General features: G+C 70.0%; 6 protein-coding genes and 1 tRNA gene. 5 read left to right on the forward strand and 2 right to left on the reverse strand.

Annotated features, from left to right (window positions below):
• Nucleotides 1–33: 33 nt before the first annotated feature.
• A complete protein-coding gene (locus AC1MFL_RS06480) occupies nucleotides 34–4,605 on the forward strand; it encodes an ExeM/NucH family extracellular endonuclease (protein ID WP_479814137.1) in 4,572 nt (1,523 codons plus the stop codon).
• 191 nt (nucleotides 4,606–4,796) lie between these two features.
• Here the strand turns inward: AC1MFL_RS06480 and AC1MFL_RS06485 are convergent, their stop codons facing one another.
• Complete coding sequence (locus tag AC1MFL_RS06485) at nucleotides 4,797–6,776, reverse strand: FAD/NAD(P)-binding protein (protein ID WP_479815353.1); 1,980 nt, start codon at nucleotides 6,774–6,776, stop codon at nucleotides 4,797–4,799.
• Nucleotides 6,777–6,895: 119 nt separating this feature from the next.
• Here AC1MFL_RS06485 and AC1MFL_RS06490 point away from each other — a divergent pair, with 119 nt between their 5' ends.
• From AC1MFL_RS06490 to AC1MFL_RS06505, 4 genes are all read left to right on the forward strand, one after another.
• Entirely contained in the window at nucleotides 6,896–9,184 is a 2,289-nt protein-coding gene (locus AC1MFL_RS06490; RefSeq protein ID WP_479814139.1) for a prolyl oligopeptidase family serine peptidase, read from the forward strand.
• Between the two features lie 159 nt (nucleotides 9,185–9,343).
• Nucleotides 9,344–9,431: transfer RNA gene (locus AC1MFL_RS06495), tRNA-Ser, on the forward strand.
• A 134-nt stretch (nucleotides 9,432–9,565) separates the two neighbouring features.
• The gene (locus AC1MFL_RS06500) at nucleotides 9,566–11,206 is read left to right on the forward strand and encodes a phytoene desaturase family protein (protein WP_479814141.1); all 1,641 of its coding nucleotides are present in this window, start codon (nucleotides 9,566–9,568) and stop codon (nucleotides 11,204–11,206) included.
• A gap of 45 nt (nucleotides 11,207–11,251) precedes the next feature.
• Nucleotides 11,252–12,736, forward strand: coding sequence for an MFS transporter (locus AC1MFL_RS06505; RefSeq protein ID WP_479814143.1), 1,485 nt, complete (start codon nucleotides 11,252–11,254; stop codon nucleotides 12,734–12,736).
• Here AC1MFL_RS06505 and AC1MFL_RS06510 read toward each other — a convergent pair.
• Complete coding sequence (locus tag AC1MFL_RS06510; RefSeq protein WP_479814145.1) at nucleotides 12,681–14,903, reverse strand: RecQ family ATP-dependent DNA helicase; 2,223 nt, start codon at nucleotides 14,901–14,903, stop codon at nucleotides 12,681–12,683. The two genes, AC1MFL_RS06505 and AC1MFL_RS06510, sit on opposite strands and share 56 nt — an antisense overlap.
• Nucleotides 14,904–14,987: the final 84 nt, after the last annotated feature.

Below are 14,987 nucleotides of genomic sequence, written 5' to 3' on the forward strand. Positions count from 1 at the left end.
GCCCCACCGGGCACCTAATGAGAGTTAGAGCGGATGAAACACATACCTTGGAAAACCGCGCTGGGCACAGCGCTGTCCGCGGGGCTCATCGCAGCCCCGCTGGCCGCTGTGCCGGCGTTCGCCGTGGAGGTCTCCCCGGCAGCGGCCGGCACCTCGCCGGTCATCATCAACGAGGCATACCTCAGCGGCGGCAGCGCGGGAGCCGCCTACAAGAGCAAGTTCGTCGAGCTCTACAACACCTCCGAGGCCCCGGTCCAACTGGACGGCTGGTCACTCCAGTACCGGTCCGCGACAGGTACGGGCGTTCCCGGAAACGTCGTACCGCTGACCGGCAGCATTGCTGCCAAGAGCTTCTACCTGATCAAGGCAACCGGCAACAATCCGACGACGTCGACGGCGCCGGAACTCCCCGCCGCAGATCTGGATGCAGGCAGCAAATTCGCGCCCAGCGGCACCACCGGCACCATCGTGCTGGCCAGGCAGGCGACGGCAGTCAACCCGCTGGCCTCCGGGTCGGTCATCGAGGCCGCCAACGTTGCCGATCTGTTCGGGTACGGAACCTCCAACACCTACGAAACCCAGGCAGCCACCGCACCGACGAGCAACACCGACGTCAAGAGCCTGAACCGCACCAACGGCGTTGACAGCAACAACAACTCCGCCGACTTCACCCTGAACGCCACGGTCACCCCCGGGGCAGCCAACGGGGCAGCTGCGCCCGTCGGTCCTCCGGTCGATCCGGGCCCCGGCACTCCCCCGGCAGCCAAAACCATCGCAGAGATCCAGGGCAGCGGCACCGCGAGCCCGCTCGTGGGGACCTCGGTCACCACCCGCGGCAAGGTCACCGCGACGTTCCCCACCGGCGGGTTCGCCGGCTACTACATCCAGACCCCCGGCACCGGCGGCGATCTGACGCCGGCCAACCACCCGGCGTCGGACGCCGTCTTCGTCTTCTCGGCCGCCACGGCCGGTTCCGTCCAGATCGGCGACTACGTCGAGGTGACCGGCGCGGTCAGCGAATACTTCGGCATGACCCAGATGAGTGTTGCCGCCGCGGCGGACCTCAAGAAGCTCACCGAGGCCGCCCCCGAGGTCAAGGCCACCGGCTTTGCGCTCCCGGCCGGGGAAGACTTCCGCGAATCGCTCGAAGGCATGCTGCTGACCCCGCAGGGACCTCTGACCGTCGCTGACAACTTCTCGCTGAACCAGTACGGCGAAATCGGCCTGGCCGGAGGCACCACCCCGCTGGAGCAGCCCACCGCCGTCGCGCCGTTCGGCTCGGCCGAGTACACCGCCACCGTCACCGCCAATGCCGCCCGCGGCATCAGGCTCGACGACGGCGCCACCACCAACTTCCTCAAGGACGCCGCCAGCAAGGCCCTGGGGTTGCCGTACCTGACCACGGCGGAACACGTCCGCGTCGGCACACCGGTGAACTTCAAGACCAACGTTGTGCTCAGCTACACCAACAACTCCTGGAAGTTCCAGCCGCTGACCCAGCTGACCCCCGCAAACGCGGACACGGTCCAGCCGGCAACCTTTGGCGCCACCACCCGCACGGACGCTCCGGCGGCCGTCGGGGGCACCCTCAAGATCGCCTCGTTCAACGTGCTCAACTACTTCCCCACCACGGGCGACCAGCTCACCGGATGTACCTACTACACGGACCGTGACGGCAACCCGATCACCGTCCGTGGCGGCTGCGACGCCCGCGGCGCGGCCAACGCCGCCAACCTCCAGCGCCAGCAGGACAAGATCGTCGCCGCCATTTCCAAGTCCGGCGCCGACGTCGTGACCCTCATGGAGGTCGAAAACTCGGCTCAGTTCGGCAAGAACCGTGACGATGCCCTGGCCAAGCTGGTCGACAACCTCAACATCGCCACGCCGGGGATCTGGGACTACGTCCGCACGCCCGCCAACGCACCCCCGCTGGCTGACGAGGACATGATCCGCACCGCCTTCATCTACAAGTTGGCCGCAGCAGAGCCGGTGGGCGAATCCATCATCCACAACGACACTGTCGCCTTCGCCACCGCCCGCAAGCCGCTGGCACAGGTCTTCAAGCCGGTCGGCGCCTCCGATGACAAGAAGTTCATCGCGATCGCCAACCACTTCAAGTCCAAGGGCTCAGCCGCCACGCCGGACGACACCGACAAGGGCCAGGGCGCCTCGAACCTCGCCCGCACCGCCCAGGCCCAGTCGCTGCTGGCGTTCTCGGACGAACTGCAGAAATCCAAAGGCACCGACAAGGTCTTCCTGATCGGTGACTTCAACTCCTACGCCAAGGAGGACCCGATCAACGTCCTCACGGGCGCCGGGTACGTCAACCAGGACGAGAAGGCCACGAACGCCGACGGGTCCGCGAAGCACTCCTACCTGTTCGGCGGCCTCGTGGGCTCGCTGGACCACATCCTCGCCTCGCCGGGTGCCAACGCCGTCGTCACCGGCGCCGATATCTGGAACATCAACTCCGTGGAGTCCGTCGCCCTGGAGTACAGCCGGTACAACAACAACGTGACCGACTACTACGCTCCGGACCAGTTCCGGGCGAGCGACCACGATCCGGTGGTGGTGGGCCTGAACCTGCCGTCCACCCCCGCCAGCGTTGAACTGAACCTCCTCGGCATCAACGACTTCCACGGCCGCATCGATTCCAACACCGTGTTCTTTGCGGGGACCATCGAGAAGCTGCGGGCCGCGGCTGCCCCCGGCGCCACGGCATTCCTCTCCGCGGGCGACAACATCGGCGCCTCGCTGTTCGCCTCGGCCGTGGCCAAGGACCAGCCGACCATCGATGTGCTGAACGCCCTGGACCTGCGCACCTCGGCTGTGGGCAACCACGAGTTCGACGGCGGCTGGGCGGACTTGCGGGACCGTGTCATCGCCGGCGGCAGCAACGCCAAGTTCCCGTATCTGGGCGCCAACGTCTACAAGAAGGGCACCACCGAGCCAGCCGTGCCGGAGTACACCGTGCTCGATCTGAACGGCGTCAAGGTCGCCGTGATTGGCACCGTCACGCAGGAAGTTCCCTCGCTGGTGACCCCCGCCGGCATCGCCGAGCTCGAGTTCGGTGACGCCGTCGACGCCATCAACCGGGTCGCCGCGAGGATCAAGGCGGAGAAAATCGCCGACGTGATCATCGTGGAGAACCACGACGGCGCCGGTTCCGGCACGCCCGAAGGTTCCACCCTGGCGCAGGAAGTCGCCGCCGGCGGCCCCTTCGCCAAGATGGTCACCGGGGTCACCCCGGACGTTGCGGCCATCTTCAACGGCCACACCCACAAGCAGTACGCCTGGGATGCCCCGGTCCCCGGCATCGAGGGCAAGACCCGCCCGATCGTCCAGACCGGCAACTACGGCGAGTACATCGGCCAGATCCAGCTGACCATCGACACCAAGACCATGTCGGTGACCAGCTACAAGGCCGGCAACGTCAAGCGCACTACCTCCGCTGACCAGCCGGCAGCCGACCTCGCGGCCGCCTACCCGCGGGTCGCCGCCGTCAAGACCATCGTTGACAAGGCCCTCGCCGACGCAGCAGTGGACGGCAACCAGCCGGTCGGAGCGGTGACGGCGGATATCACCACCGCGTTCACCCCTGCCACCACCACCACACCGGCGTCACGCGATGACCGTGGCAGCGAGTCCACCCTGGGCAATCTCGTCGCGGATTCCCTGGTTGACTCGCTCCAGACCCCGGACCTCGGCGGCGCCGAGATCGGCGTCGTCAACCCGGGCGGGCTGCGCAACGAGCTGTACTACGCGCCGGACGGGACCATCACCTACGCCGAGGCCAACGCGGTCCTGCCGTTCGTGAACAACCTGTGGACCACCTCGCTCACCGGCGAGCAGTTCAAGACCCTGCTGGAACAGCAGTGGCAGACCAACCCGGACGGCACGGTTCCCAGCCGCGCCTACCAGCAGCTGGGCCTGTCCAAGAACGTCAACTACACCTACGACGCCGCCCGCGCCGCCGGTGACCGGATCACCTCGATCCGGGTCAACGGCGCGCTGGTCGATCCGGCGAAGTCCTACCGGATCGGGACGTTCAGCTTCCTGGCAACGGGCGGGGACAACTTCCGCATCTTCACCTCCGGCACCGGCACCAAGGACTCCGGGCTCGTGGACCGCGACGCGTGGATCAAGTACCTCCAGGCGCACACCCCGGTCTCGCCGGACTTCGCCCGCCGCTCCGTCGTCGTGGTCAACACCACGGCCGCCGAGGTCAGGGGCGGGGAGGCCATCACCCTGGCGGTCTCCAAGCTGGATCTCACCTCGCTGGGCAGCCCGGTGAACACCTCGCTGCGCGCCGAGTTCACCGACGCCAACGGCACGCTCACGGCGCTCGGAACGGTTCCGGTGTCCGCCGGCGCCGCCACGGTGGATGTGTTGGTTCCGGCCGGCGCAGCGGCAGGCGCCGGCACCCTGGTGCTCACCGCCGTCGAGTCCGGCACCGTGGTGAAGGCGGGCGTCCTGGTCGCGGCCAGCGTTCCGGTTCCGCCCAAGTGCACCGCTCCGGTCAAGCCGCCGCGGCCCGCGGACATCGTGGGCCAGGCGAACTACGGCAAAGCGATGGCCGCCTACCGCCAGTGCCTCAAGGGCTGACCTCGTAGCCCTGCACCAGTGAGCATGCCCTCCCCCGGCCGGAGCAATGGACATATAGCCAATATGTCCATTGCCCAGCCCGGCCGGAGGGCATGCTCACTTTTCGGGGGAACCCACGGAGAACATGCTCATTTTTCGGAGGAACCACGGAGGGCATGCTCGGTTCTTGGCGGCGCGCCCGCCCTGCCCGGCTACTGCCCGAGGATGGCCCGGGCGATCTCGTCGGCGTCCCGAAGTGTGCGCTGGCCGCTGCGATACACGGGCCCGCTCTTTGGCCGGGCCTCGGCCGCGATGGCGGTGCCCCACTGCACAGCGGACAACTGCAGCCCCAGAACAAACAGGCCTTCGGTCACCGAGCCGTTCGCGCCCAGCGGCCGGTAGGGATGCGGTGCCACGTCCAGCCCGGACGTGGGCACCGGGGCGCCCTCGACCGTCATCATGATCCGGGGGCGGACCAGGCCTTCGGCCAGCAGCTGCTGCAGCAGGGGCGAGTCATTGACCGCGACCTTGTTGGCGGGCGCCAGAGCCTCCACCATGGCCACGGACGTCACGACGTCGGCGCCGCCGTCGTCCGGGCCGTTCCCCACCCAGGGCGACACCGCCGTGAACGTCCCGGCTTTGCGGTCCACCCCGAATTTCGGGTCCGGCCCGACGAACCGCACGACGCCGGCACTGACCAGGGCCGCGAGCTGTTCGGCGCGCAGCGCGGGAGGCCCGCTGGCGAGGCCTTCCACAAACGATTCGAACCAGCCGCGGAGCCCGGCGACCCACGACTCATCGGTGATGCCGCCGTCCGCGACCGCCGTCTTCAGGACCGCGCGGCCGTGGTGCAGGGCGCCGATGGTCATCTTCACCGGGTCGTTCTCCCCGAGCGCGGAGCGCCGGGCGTCGTCGAGCAGGTAGTCGACGACGGCGGCGTCGAGTTCCGCCCGGGAGTCGAATGACCGTCCGGCCAGCGGAGCCGCGAGCCCCAGCAGGTTCAGCCGGTGGGCCGCCCGGACGTGCACGCCAAGGACGGAGTCCACCAGCTCCTCCCATTTCGCGGAGGAGTGCGCGTGCGGGTGCAGGGATTCCTCCAGCGCCTTCAGGAACTCCTTGGGCTCCGTCAGAATGGCCGCCGGCTGCGAGCGCGCAAGCGTGGAGTAATAGGCCCAGAGCGCGTCGCGGTGCAGGAGGGGCCAGAGATCATGGTCGAAGGCGGGCCGGATTCCTGCCTCCGCGAATTTCGCCACGGCGCTTTCGGTGCAGTACCTCAGTGTCACCGCTTCGGGGTAATAGCCGGCGAGGCTCGCCTTGGCCCGGTACGGGGTGCCGCGCCGGGAAGCGGCGATGATGAGGGGTTCACGGCCGGAGGGAAGGTAGCTGAGCCGGCCGTCCTGGCCGGGCACGAACCGCCCGCCGCGGCCTTCGGTCAGCTGGCCCATGGCATCAAAGAAGTTCAGGCCCATGCCGCGCACCAGCACCGGCTTGACGGCCGGCACCAGCGACCAGTCGACGTCGGCCGGAGCAGCCGGAGGCAGGTACAGCAGCCCGAGCTCCTCCGCCGCCGCCTGGAGCCCGCGCTGTTCGGGGTTGAGCCGTGATTCGAGGTGGCCGAGGGCCAGCACCACGGAATCGACGGTGAGGACCGCGCCGTCCGCCAGTCCGACGTCGAACCTCACCCGGCCGTCGTCACCCCCGGCTCCCGGCGCGGCGTGCCGGACCGACGTCGCCGTCGTGTCGTGGAAAGCGACCGTGGCGCCGGCGGGAAGGCGGGAGAGCAGCTCCTCCAGGGTGGAGCGGAGGTAGCGCCCGTACAGCGCCCGGCTGGGGAAGTCGGCGGAGCCCAGCACGGAGAGTTCGGCGCGCTCCTCGGCGGTGAGGGAGGGGTGGGGACGGTCCCGCTGCAGTTCCCGCCAGCGGTCGAACGTGTGGCCGGCCAGCGGCGGCGCGAGGTCCGGTTCCTCGGGGATGACCGTGGGGTAGAACGACTGCGTGTTCATCAGGTAGAGCCGGGACTGTCCGGGCTGCCAGACGTGCCCCGGTCCGGCCGGATAGGGGTCAATGACATCAACGTGCAGGGTGGTGTCCGGGCCGGCCTGCGCCCAGTTGGCCAGCAGCCGTTCCAGCACGCTTGTGCCCCGGGGACCGGCGCCGATCAATGCCGTCCGGATGCTCTGCGATATGCCCACAGCATCCAGCGTATCCGCTGCCGGCCCGCAGCCCGGACCGGACCGGCGCACCGGCAGCACCTTCCGCGCGGCCCCGGTGTGACTTGCTACTGGCACGCCGATGTTGCTTGGATGGAAAAATGACCACCTCCCCAGCTGCTCCCCCTCCCGCGCCCGGCCGCCCCGCCCCGGACACCGCGTCCGCCGCCGCGGGAACGTCACCCGAACCCGTCGACGAGAACATCTGGCTTGAGGAGATCTACGGCGAGGAACCGCTCGCCTGGGTCCGCGAACAAAACGCCCGCACCGAGGAACTGCTCGAGGGCCCGGAGTACACCGCGCTGGAGTCCAGCATCCTCGAGGTGCTGGACTCCACCGACCGGATCGCGATGGTGGGCAAGCACGGCGAGTGGTACTACAACTTCTGGAAGGACCGGGAGAACCCCAAGGGCCTGTGGCGACGGACCAGCTGGGACAGCTACCGCGGCGGATCACCCGAGTGGGACCTCCTGCTGGATGTGGACGCGCTGGCCGCCGCGGAAGGCGAGGAATGGGTCTTCCACGGCGCCAATTTCCTGCGCCCCGCCGAGGGCGAACCCTACCGGCGGGCCCTGCTGGCGCTCTCCCCCGACGGCGGCGACGCGAACCGTTACCGGGAGTTCGACGTCGAATCCCGCAGCTTCGTGGACCCGGCGGCCGGCGGCTTTGACCTGCCGACCGCGAAGGGCAACGCCTCCTGGCTCGACGCCGACACCCTGCTGGTCTCCTCGACCGCAGCGGGCCTGCCCAGCACCACCTCCTCCTACGCCCGGACCGGCGTCAAGCTGCGCCGCGGCGGGTCGCTGAGCACGGCGGAGCGGCTGTTCGAAATCCCGGAAGACCACATGATGGCGCTCGTGGCGCACGACTCCACCCCGGGCTTCGAGCGGACCTTTGCCGTGGACTGGCTCAGCTTCTTCGAGCGGACCACTGCGGTGCTGCGTGACGGACAGTGGGTGCAGATCGACGTCCCGACGGACGTGAACCTCAGCGCGCACCGCGGCTGGCTCTTGTTCCGGCCGCAGAAGGACTGGACCGTCGGCGGAACGAACTACCCGGCCGGATCCCTGCTCGCCGCCGGCTTCGAGGACTTCCTGGCCGGCGGCCGGGAACTGTCCGTGCTGTTCGCCCCGGATGAGCACACCTCCCTGCAGTCCTGGAGCTGGACCCGGGACTTCCTGCTGCTGAACCTGCTGCGCGACGTCTCCTCGGAGATCCGGGTCCTCGATCCGCTGCAGCCCGGGACGGACACTGCCTGGGCCTCCACCGTGCTGGACGCCTGCCCGCCGCTGCACGACGTCACGGCCTACGCCGTCGACGAGGAGGACACCGCCGAGGACTCGGACGATGACGGGACCGACGGCGCCGCACCGGTTGCCGAGGGCGAGGCCCCCGGCGCGGGGAACGACTTCTGGCTTGTGGCCACCGGCTTCACCACGCCCAGCACGCTCACCCGCGGCACCCTGAAGCGTGCCGGCGGGGGCGGCGTGGACAGCACCCACGAGGTGGTCCGGTCCTCGCCGTCGTTCTTCAATGAATCGGCCTATGAGGTCCAGCAGCACTTTGCCGTGTCCGAGGACGGCACCCGGGTGCCGTATTTCCAGGTGGCATCCAAGGATCTCGTGCTGGACGGCCAGAACCCCACCCAGCTGTCCGGCTACGGCGGCTTCGAGATCTCGCGGACCCCGGCCTACAGCGGCGCGATCGGGCGGGCGTGGCTGGAACGCCGCACCGGGGAATCGGCCGGGCACCAGGGGGACTCCCCGCACACCCGCGGCGGGGTCTACGTGGTGGCCAACATCCGCGGCGGCGGCGAATACGGCCCCGCGTGGCACCGCGCGGCCCTACAGGAGAAGCGGCACCGGGCCTACGAGGATTTCGCGGCCGTGGCGGCGGACCTGATCTCCCGCGGTGTGACGTCCCGCGAGCGGCTCGGCTGCGTGGGCGGCTCCAACGGCGGCCTGCTGGTGGGGAACATGCTCACCCGCTACCCGGAGCTCTTCGGCGCCGTGTCCTGCGGGGTCCCTCTGCTGGACATGCGCCGCTACACCAAGCTTTCCGCCGGCCACTCCTGGATCGCCGAGTACGGCGACCCCGACGTGCCCGAACAGTGGGAGTTCATCAGGACGTTCTCCCCGTACCACCTGCTCCGGGACGGGGTGGACTACCCGGAGACGTTCATCTGGACGGCGACCTCCGATGACCGCGTGGGTCCGGTGCAGGCGCGCAAGATGGCCGCCCGCATGCAGGCGATGGGCATCCCCAACGTCTGGTTCCACGAGGCGTTGGAAGGCGGCCACGCCGGGGCCTCCGACAACCGCCAGGCTGCGGCCCTGCAGAGCCGCAGCCAGCACTTCCTGTGGCGCGCCCTGGCCGGCCGGGGCGCCTGAGCCCCGGGCCCGGCCGGGGGGCTCCCCATCCCCAGGGCAACGCGGGGTCACTTCGCGCCCATGTCCGGGCCCGACATGGGCGCGAAATGACCCCGCGTTGCTCGTTTTGCACTGCATGGCCGCTTCTGCGTATCCTTGGTTGGCTAGTTCATAGCAATTGGAGACGTGCCAGAGCGGCCGAATGGGCTTCACTGCTAATGAAGTGTGGGGCACAACTCCACCGGGGGTTCAAATCCCCCCGTCTCCGCGTTTGGCCCCGGTCCCTGGACCGGGGCCTTTTGCGTACCCGGGCGCCGCCGGCTTCGCGGGACCGCCTCCGCGCCGAGTCCGGGTGCCGGACACCGGGCGCCTTCCCGCCAGCCCGGGTGGCAGGATAGGCGCATGTCGAGCACCAGCGCGTTTGACGCGATCATCGTTGGCGGCGGCCACAACGGCCTGGCCGCAGCCGCGTACCTGTCCAAAGCCGGCCGGAAGGTCCTGCTGCTGGAGAAGCTTGAGCATCCCGGCGGCGCCGCCGTGTCCGCCCAGGCGTTCGACGGCGTCGACGCGCGCCTCTCGCGGTATTCCTACCTCGTGAGCCTCCTCCCGCAGCAGGTCATTGACGACCTGGACCTGGACATCCGGCTGGCGCGGCGCCGGTATTCGTCGTACACGCCCGACCCGCGCGACGCCGGCAAGGCCCTGCTGATCGATAATGGGGACGCCGCGGCCACCGCAGCATCCTTTGCCGCGGTCGGGGCACCCGACGGCGAATTCGGGGCCTTTGACCGTTTCTACGCCGGCTGCCGCCGACTCACCGGAGCCCTCTGGCCCACCATGACTTCGCCGTTGCCGACCCGCTCCGCGGCGCGGAACCTCGCGGCCCGGGCCGGAGCGGAGGAGTCGTGGGAGGCCATGATCGAACGCCCCATCGGGGACACCATCGCCCGGGAACTCCGGCACGACCTGGTCCGCGGCGTGGTGCTTACGGACGCCCTGATCGGGACCTTCGCCCGGGCCGGCGACCAGGATCTGCAGCAGAACATCTGCTTCCTGTACCACCTGGTCGGCGGCGGAACAGGCGACTGGGACGTGCCGGTCGGCGGCATGGGCGCTGTCTCCGGGGAACTGGAGCGGGCCGCCCGCGGCGCCGGGACGACGATTCTGACGTCTGCGGAAGTCACCGCGGTCCGCCCGGGAGGCGTGGTCAGCTACCGCCACGACGGCGCGGAGCACACGGCCACCGCTTCATGGGTCCTCGCCAACGTGGCCCCGCTGGTGCTGGACCGGCTGCGGAGCTCCGACGCCGGCGACGCAGCCACGCCCGCCACACCCGCCACACCGAACCCGAACCACCTCCGGGAGGGTGCCCAGGTCAAGGTGAACCTGCTGCTGACCCGCCTGCCCCGGCTGCTCGATCAGGGCGTCAGCCCAGAAGCTGCCTTCGGCGGGACGTTCCACATCAACGAGACCTGGTCGCAGCTCGACGCCGCCTACCTCGCCGCCGCGGGCGGTTCCATCCCCGACCCGCTGCCCTGCGAGATCTACTGCCATTCCCTCACCGATCCCAGCATCCTGTCCCCGGAACTGCAGGCCGCGGGCGCGCAGACCCTCACCGTGTTCGGCCTGCACGTCCCGGACCGGCTGATCACGGCGGAGAACAATGAGCAGCGCCGGACGGAACTGCAGGCGGCAGTCCTGAAATCGCTGAACTCGGTCCTGGCCGAACCCATCGAGAAGCTGCTGCTGACCGGCCCTGACGGACGGCCCTGCATCGAAACCAAGACGACCCTGGACATCGAGCGGGCGGTCGGCATGCCGCGCGGCAACATCTTCCACGGCGGCCTCGACTGGCCGTTCGTGGAGGACGATGCGCCGCTCGACACCCCGGCGCAGCGCTGGGGAGTTGCAACCGATGACGCGCGGATCCTGCTCTGCGGCTCCGGCGCCCGGCGCGGGGGTGCCGTCAGCGCCATCGGCGGGCACAACGCGGCCATGGCAGTGCTGGAGTCCGGCCGGCTTGAATCCGGCCATGCCTCCTAGCGCCGCGCCTGCCGGGGCTGAGCCTAGCGCCGGGGAGGTCCCCGCATGAGTGAGCCCTCGCCCCCTCCGCCGCGTGCCGGCACCACCGCGGACCACTGGAGCCCGCGGCTGGCCCTGCTCGTCGCCGCCACGTTCTTTATGGAGTTCCTGGACGGCACCGTCCTGACCACCGCGATCCCCAGCATCGCGGCGGACTTCTCCGTCCCGTCAGCGGACGTCAACATCACCATGACGGCCTACCTCATGACCGTGGCGATGGGGATCCCGCTCAGCGGCTGGCTGGCCGAACGCCTCGGGGCGCGGCGGGTGTTCTGCCTGGCCATTGCGACGTTCACGGTGGCCTCGCTGCTGTGCGCGCTCAGCCAGGACCTGACCATGCTGACCCTGAGCCGGGTGCTGCAGGGTGCGGGAGGCGCCATGATGGTCCCCGTCGGGACCCTCGTGGTGCTTCGCGGAACAGTGAAGAAGGACCTGCTCCGCGCCACCGCCTACCTGGTGTGGCCCGGCCTGCTGGCACCTGTCCTGGCGCCGCTGGTCGGCGGCGCGCTCACGACGTTCCTGTCCTGGCACTGGATCTTCCTGATCAATCTCCCGCTCGGACTTGCGGCGTTCCTCGCGGCGCTGCGGCTGGTCCCGGGCACCGCGGGTGACCGCGCCCGGCGCCTGGACTGGCTGGGGCTTGCCCTCACCACCCTGGGTGTGGGGTCCGTCGTCGTGGGCCTGGAGCTGGCGGGCGGCCGCGGGTCCGGCGCCCCGGCGGCCCTCAGCATCAGCGCCGGGCTGCTGTTCCTCGTGACGGCGGTCTGGTGGATGCGGCGGGCCCGCTCCCCGCTGTTCGACCTGGACGTCTTCTCCGCCCGGACGTTCCGCGCCACGGCGACCGGTGGGTTCATCTACCGCCTGACCATCAGTGCCGTGCCCTTCCTGCTGCCGCTGATGTTCCAGAACGGCTTCGGCTGGGATCCGCTGCATGCCGGGGTCCTCGTTGCGGCGGTTTTCATTGGCAATATCGGGATCAAACCGGCCACGACCCCGCTCATCCGGCGCTTCGGCTTCAGGCCCGTGCTGGTCTTCGCGTCGCTGGCCTCGGCGGCCACTTTTGCGTTGTGCGCCCTGCTCGACGCCGGCACCCCGGAACCGCTGATCTTCGCACTGCTCGTCGCCAGCGGAGCCTTCCGGTCCATCGGTTTCTCCGCCTACGCCTCGGTGCAGTACGCCGACGTCGTTCCCGCCCAGCTGCCGTCCGCCAACGCCGTTTCCGCGACGCTTGTGCAACTCGCGACGGCGGCCGGGATCGCCATCGGGGCCCTGCTGATCCGGGTCTACGAGGCCGACGGCCCGCTGCTGGGCGGGGCGGGTGCGGCCGGAGGGGATCCGGCCGCGCCGTACCGCGCGGCGTTCCTGGCGATTGCGGTGGTCATGCTGCTGAGCACCCTGGACAGCCTGACGCTGCCCCGCCACGCGGGAGCCGAGGTCAGCCGGCCTGGCCAAGCACCAGCGGCAGCACCGCCCCGGCGCCCGCGAGCCTGAGGGCGCGGCCTGCGACAGTCACGGTCCAGCGGCTGTCGACCAGATCGTCAATCAGCATCACGCTCTGGCCCTGGATCCCGGCCAGGGCTGCCTCCAGTTCCGGACCCACCACCAGGCGTTCCCAGACCCCGGCAAGACGGTACGCGCTGTTGCCGCCCCGCCCGCCGGTCGGTCCGCCGTGCTCGAGCTGGAGCTGGCCCAGGTACGGGATCCGGCCGATATCCGAGATGCCCCGGGCAAGCGAGTCCACCAGGGCCGGCTTGCCGCGGGACGGGACGCTGATGATGGCGGCGGGCCGGCCGGCCCCGCTCCAGCCGGGGGTGCGGGTGTCGCCGGCGCCCCACTCGCGCAGCACCTGGACGCACGCCTGCAGCATGCCCGGGTCCACCGTGCGGTCAGGGGCGCCCGCGGCGAAGGCTTCGCGCAGGGCTCCGCCCCAGCCCAGGTCCGTGAGCCGGGCCAGCGCCCGGCCCGCAGCGACGTTTTCCTCGGGCTTGATCTTGCCCTTCACGGCTACTCCCAGCCGGTCCATGCCGCTGGGCCACTGCAACCGGGGCTCCAGCAGGACACCGGCGCGGCTCAGCGTCTGTCCTGCGGCTTCGGTGGCCGAGGCGGCGATGTCCGCCGGGAACCACTGCCCGGCGCAGTTGTCACAGCGGCCGCAGGCGTGGGCGGTCTCGTCGTCGAGGACCGAGGTGATGTACTCCATCCGGCAGCCTGCGGTGTCCTGGTAGATCACCATGGAGTCCTGTTCGTCCACCCGGGCCTCCGCGATCCGGCTGTAGCGCTCGGCGTCGTAGTTCCAGGGTTGGCCGGTGGACCGCCAGCCTCCGCCGACGCGCTCGACGGCGCCGTCGACGGCCAGGACCTTCAGCAGCAGCTCCAGCGGCGTCCTGCGCAGGTCAACCCGCGCTTCCAGCGCCACCGTGGATACGGCGGTCCCCGCTTCGGCGAGGGCGGTCAGCACCGCGCCGGCCTTCTGCTCCGAGGGCATCGACGCGGTGGCGAAGTACTGCCAGATGTCGCGGTCCTCGGAGCCGGGCAGGAGCAGCACGTCGGCGTTGGCGGCGCCACGGCCGGCACGGCCGACCTGCTGGTAATAGGCCACCGGGGAGGACGGCGCCCCCAGGTGCACCACGAACCCGAGGTCCGGTTTGTCGAAGCCCATGCCCAGCGCCGACGTGGCGACGAGGGCCTTGACCTGGTTGTCCTTAAGGAGCTGCTCGGCGCGTTCGCGGTCCGCGGGGTCGGTGCGTCCGGTGTAGGCCAGCACCTCGTGCCCGGCCTCGGCCAGGAGCCGGGCGGTGTCTTCGGCCGCGGAGACCGTCAGGGTGTAAATGATGCCGCTGCCGGGGAGGTCTTTCAGGTGCGTAAGCAGCCAGCCGAGCCGGTCGCGGGAGTCCGGCAGCCTCAGCACTCCCAGCCGGAGCGATTCGCGCCCCAAGGCCCCGCGGATGGTCAGCACGCCGGCGCCCAGCTGCTCCTCGATGTCGTGGACCACCCGGGAGTTGGCGGTGGCCGTGGTGGCCAGGACCGGAACGGTATCCGGCAGCTGGGTGATCAGGTCCGCGATGCGCCGGTAGTCGGGACGGAAATCGTGGCCCCAGTCCGAGATGCAGTGCGCCTCATCAATGACCAGGAGCCCGGTGCGGCGGATCAGCTCGGGGAGCTGGTTTTCACGGAACGAGGGGTTCGTGAGGCGCTCCGGGGAGACCAGCAGGACATCGACCTCATCCGCTGCGAGCTGTTCGCGGACGGTGTCCCAGTCCAGCTGGTTGGCGGAGTTGATGGCGACCGCCCGGACCCCGGCCCGCGCCGCCGCGGCCACCTGGTCACGCATGAGGGCCAGCAGCGGGGACACGATCAGGGTGGGCCCGGCGCCGCGGCGCCGGAGCAGCAGGGACGAGACGAAGTACACGGCCGACTTCCCCCAGCCGGTCCGCTGCACAACGAGGGCCCGCCGGCCGCCGTCGACGAGGGCCTCAATGGCTTCAAACTGGCCGTCATGGAACTCCGCCGCCGGGTGCCCGACCAGCTCGCGCAGCACTTCCTGGGCCTGTTCCCGCGTCCCGGGAACCCCGGCCGAACCGGCGGACCCGGCCGAACCGGCACCTCCAGCGGGATCGGCGGACACGGAGAGGACTGCAGCGTTCTGGGTATTGGCCATTGCCTCAGTATCCCAGCCCGCTCCGGGAGCCACGAAGCCAGTGGCTCCGCTATGTGGACAATCACAGTTGATCCGCCGGGGGCC

The organism is Arthrobacter sp. BG3, from assembly GCF_056680185.1.

Excerpts from the sequence above, each read along its gene's own strand:
- AC1MFL_RS06480 (WP_479814137.1), top strand. The coding sequence starts at position 34 with ATGAAACACATACCTTGGAAAACCGCGCTGGGCACAGCGCTGTCCGCG.
- AC1MFL_RS06490 (WP_479814139.1), top strand. The coding sequence starts at position 6,896 with ATGACCACCTCCCCAGCTGCTCCCCCTCCCGCGCCCGGCCGCCCCGCC.
- AC1MFL_RS06500 (WP_479814141.1), top strand. The coding sequence starts at position 9,566 with ATGTCGAGCACCAGCGCGTTTGACGCGATCATCGTTGGCGGCGGCCAC.
- AC1MFL_RS06505 (WP_479814143.1), top strand. The coding sequence starts at position 11,252 with ATGAGTGAGCCCTCGCCCCCTCCGCCGCGTGCCGGCACCACCGCGGAC.
- AC1MFL_RS06510 (WP_479814145.1), bottom strand. The coding sequence starts at position 14,903 with ATGGCCAATACCCAGAACGCTGCAGTCCTCTCCGTGTCCGCCGATCCC.